We start from the raw sequence: 4,014 nt of genomic DNA on the forward strand, positions 1-4,014 counted from the left end.
CCAGATCGTAGCGGAAGTTGGCGACGGCCGCGAGCGGGATCGCGTCGCAGGTGCTGGTCGGCAAGTGCATGTTCTGCAACGTCTCGATCGAGCCGCGTTCGGCGCCGCGGGAGCGGGCCACGACATTGATCAGGTAGGTGGCGTCGCGCACCTGCGTGATGGTGGCGCCGCCGACCGTACTGTTCAGCGCGCTGGCGATGTCGGAGGAGGTGATGCCGAGCTGGCGTGCCTTGTCCTGCAGCACGTCGACCCTCAGCACCCGCTGCGGCTCGTTCCAGTCGAAGGTCGGCGCGGCGAGCTTTGGATTGGCGGAGATGACACCGGCGAATTGCTGCGCCAGCTCGCGCACCGTCTGGATGTCGGGACCGCCGACGCGGTATTGCACGGGGCGGCCGACCGGCGGTCCGAGTTCGAGCGGCTTGACGAAGGCGTCGGTGCCGACGAACTCCTCGCGCAGCAGCTTTTCCAGCGCCGGCTTGACCCGGTTGCGAGCCTCGATGCTCTTGGTGACGATGACAGTCTGGCCGAAATAGGGGTTGGCCGGCTGCACGTCATAGGCGAGCACGAAACGCACCGCGCCCTGGCCGATATAGGACGAGAAATGGTCGATGTCGGGATTGCCGACCAGTGCCCGCTGCTCGAACCGCTCCATCTGGTCGCGCGTGTCGGCGATCGAAGAATTCTGCGGCAGGTTCCAGTCGACGATCAACTCCGGCCGGTCCGATGGCGGGAAGAACTGCTGCTGCACCAGGCCGAAGCCGGCGATCGAGCCGGCAAACAACAACACGGTGGCGATGATGGTCAGCCAGTGATGGCGCACCGAGCCGACAAGCACGCGCCGGAACAGTGAGGTGAAGCGGCCCGGCTGGTCGTGATGCTTGGTTTTCATCGTCGCCGGCAGGATGGTGACGCCGAGCAGTGGCGCAAACAGCACCGCCACGATCCATGACACCAGCAGCGAAACGGCGATGACCACGAACAGGGTGAAGGTATATTCGCCGGCGGCGCTGTTGTTGAGGCCGATCGGGATGAAGCCGGCGACCGTCACCAGCGTACCGGTCAGCATCGGAAAGGCGGTCGATGTGTAGACATAGGTCGCCGCCTTGCGCAGATTGTCGCCGACCTCAAGCCGCGCCACCATCATCTCGACCGCGATCATCGCGTCGTCGACCAGAAGGCCGAGCGCGATGATCAGCGCACCCAGGGAAATACGCTGCAGCGAAATGCCGAGATAGGCCATGACCGTGAAGGTGATGGCCAGCACCAGCGGGATCGACAGCGCCACGACGAAGCCGGCGCGCATGCCGAGACTGATGAACGACACGGCGAGCACGATGGCGACCGCCTCGAACAGCGCACGCGTAAAGCCCGAGACGGCCTCCTCGACGATGACCGGCTGGTCGGCGACCAGATGCACGCCGACACCGACCGGCAGGTCGGCCAGCACCTTGTCCATCTCCTTGTGCAGGGCCTCGCCGAATTCGAGCAGGTTGGCGTTGGGTTTCATGCCGATGGCGAGCCCGATCGCGTCCTGGCCGTTGAAACGGAACAGTGCCGTCGGCGGATCGACATAGCCGCGTGTGATCGTCGCTACGTCGCTCAGGCGGAAGAAGCGGTCGTTGACGCGCAGATTGATGGCGCGCAGGCTTTCCTCGGAGGTGAACTGCCCGCCGACACGCACGCTGATGCGCTCCGGCCCGGACTGGATGACGCCGGACGGCGTGATCGCGTTCTGCGCCTGCAGGCTGGCGACGATCGCTTGCTGGTTGAGGCCGAGGGCGGCGATCTGGCGGGTTGAGAATTCGAGATAGATCGCTTCGTCCTGGGCGCCGACCAGGTCGACCTTGCCGGCGTTGGGCACGGTCAGGATCTTTGTTCTGGCATCCTCGACATAGTCGCGCAACTGGCGCGGCGTCAGCCCGTCCGATGTGAAGGCGTAGATGTTGCCATAGACGTCGCCGAAGCGGTCGTTGAAGAACGGGCCCTGCACACCCTGCGGAAACTGTGCCCCGATGTCATTGACCATGTTGCGCACCTGAATCCAGTTCGGCACGACATCGCGTGCCTTGGTGGTGTCCTTCAGGTTGACGAAGATGACGGTCTGGCCGGCCGTGGTGACGGACTTGGTGTAGTCGAGGCTATCGAGTTCCTCGAGTTTCTTCTCGATCCGGTCGGTCACCTGCTGCACGGTTTCCTTGACCGAGGCGCCCGGCCAGTTGGCCTGGATGATCATCGTCTTGATGGTGAAGTTGGGATCTTCTTCACGGCCGAGATTGAGGTAGGAGAACACGCCAGCCACGACGAAGACCAGCATGAAATACCAGACCATGGAGCGGTGGTTGAGCGCCCAGTCGGAGAGATTGAAGCCTTTCATGAGGCCCCTCCCTCGGGCACTGTCACCTTCTGGCCTTCGCTCAGGCTGTGGACGCCCGCCGTGACAACACGCATGCCGGCCTCCAGCCCCTCGGTCACCGTGAAGGTGCCGCCATTCTTCGACGCGACCTTTATGTCGCGTGCGTTCACGCTCGATGTCTGCGGGTCGACGATCCACACTTTCGCGGAACCGTTCTTTTCGAACAGCGCCGACATGGGCAGTTCGATCGTCGGTGCCACCTTGGTCACGCGGGTCGCCGTCACCGTCGAGCCGAGCCGGAAGGCCTGTGGCGGATCCGTGAGCGTCAGCCTGACGCGCCGGGTGCGGGTCGAGCCCTCGGATTGCGGTGCGATCTCGCGCAGCTTAGCCCCGGTCTGGATCGTCGGCAGCGACTGCAGGATGACCTGGAAGGGCGTGCCGGCCGCGAGATCACCGGTCAATTGGTCGGGAATGTCGACCACCGCCTCGCGCAGGTCCGAGCGCGCCACGGTGACGACGGTCTGGCCGGGCGAGACCGTCTGGCCAACTTCGGCGCCGACAGCGGTGACGACACCGTCGAAATCAGAGAACAGCCTGGCATAGCCGAGCTGTTCCTGCGATTTGGCAAGCGAGGCCTTAGCCCGCTCGACACCTGCCTCCGCAGCTTTGCGCGCCTGCTGCGCGGCGTCGAAGACAGCTTGCGTGGCGTTGGCTGAGGCGAGTAACTGGCGCTGCCGTTCCTCGCTGGCGGCGGCGTTGGCGAACTGCGCCTCGGCATTGGACAGTTCCGCCTTGGCCGCCTGGAGCGACAACTCCAGCGCGGTCGGATCGAGTGCCGCTATCGTCGTGCCCTTGCTGACGATGTCGCCGACCTGGACGTCGCGCGAGACGACCCGGCCAAGCAGGCGGAAGGCCAGGTCGGCGCTGACCTGCGGTTCGACGGATCCGGCAAAACCGAAGACTTGCGTGGTGCGCGGCTCGATCACCATCGACAGCACCGGCCGGATGATCTCGGGCGGCTTTTCCTCCGACCTGGAGCAGGATGCCAGCGCGCCGAGCATGAGCACGCCGAGCAGGATGCGCGGCGTCCGGCTCATTGGCCCGCTCCCGATATCTCGATCGTCTGTCCAGGGCTGAGCAGCTGTCCTCCAGCGGTGACGACGCTCTGGCCTTCGTCCAGCCCCCTGGCGATCACGACCGTGCCCGAATTGAACGCCAGCACTTCGACCGGCGCCATCGTCACCGCCTTGGTCGAGGGATCGACGATCCAGACCGCCGGCTTGCCGCCGCTGGACGTCAGCGCCTGCCAAGGCAGCAGGATCGCCTTCGCCGGCTTGGCGCTTACCGAGCCGATGACGGCTGCTCCCAGCGGCATGCCGGCGGGCGTGTCGGGAATGGCGACCTTGACCCGGATCGAGCCCGAAGCCGGGTCGACCGCAGGCGAGATTTCGCGGACCTTGCCCGTTGCCCTGACCTGCGGATCGGACAACAGCGTGATCGTCACCGCAGGCGATGCCGGTGTCTTGGCGATCAGCGTCTCCTGCACGTTGAACACCGCGTCGCGGTCGCCGTCCTCGGCGACGGTGAAGACGGTTTGCGCGGCTTGCACCACTTGGCCGGTTTCGACTTGGCGGGCGGTGATCACGCCGGCGGCACCGGCC

Annotated in this window: 3 protein-coding genes; all 3 read right to left on the reverse strand. The window is 65.3% G+C overall.

Annotated features, from left to right (window positions below; translation table 11 throughout):
- On the reverse strand, positions 1-2,374 hold a 2,374-nt coding region (locus tag EN925_RS26115; protein WP_164894393.1), incomplete at its 3' end, for an efflux RND transporter permease subunit.
- Positions 2,371-3,450, reverse strand: a complete 1,080-nt coding sequence (locus tag EN925_RS26120; RefSeq protein WP_024503446.1) for an efflux RND transporter periplasmic adaptor subunit — start codon at positions 3,448-3,450, stop codon at positions 2,371-2,373. The genes EN925_RS26115 and EN925_RS26120, both read right to left, overlap by 4 nt.
- Positions 3,447-4,014 (reverse strand): efflux RND transporter periplasmic adaptor subunit (locus EN925_RS26125; RefSeq protein WP_128337032.1); only part of this gene is annotated, 568 nt, incomplete at its 5' end. The genes EN925_RS26120 and EN925_RS26125, both read right to left, overlap by 4 nt.

It is taken from the genome of Mesorhizobium sp. M7A.F.Ca.US.006.04.2.1, assembly GCF_004022915.1.
Taxonomy (GTDB): Bacteria; Pseudomonadota; Alphaproteobacteria; order Rhizobiales; family Rhizobiaceae; genus Mesorhizobium; species Mesorhizobium ciceri.

Coding starts and splice junctions, on each gene's coding strand:
- EN925_RS26120 (WP_024503446.1), bottom strand. CDS start 3,450: ATGAGCCGGACGCCGCGCATCCTGCTCGGCGTGCTCATGCTCGGCGCG.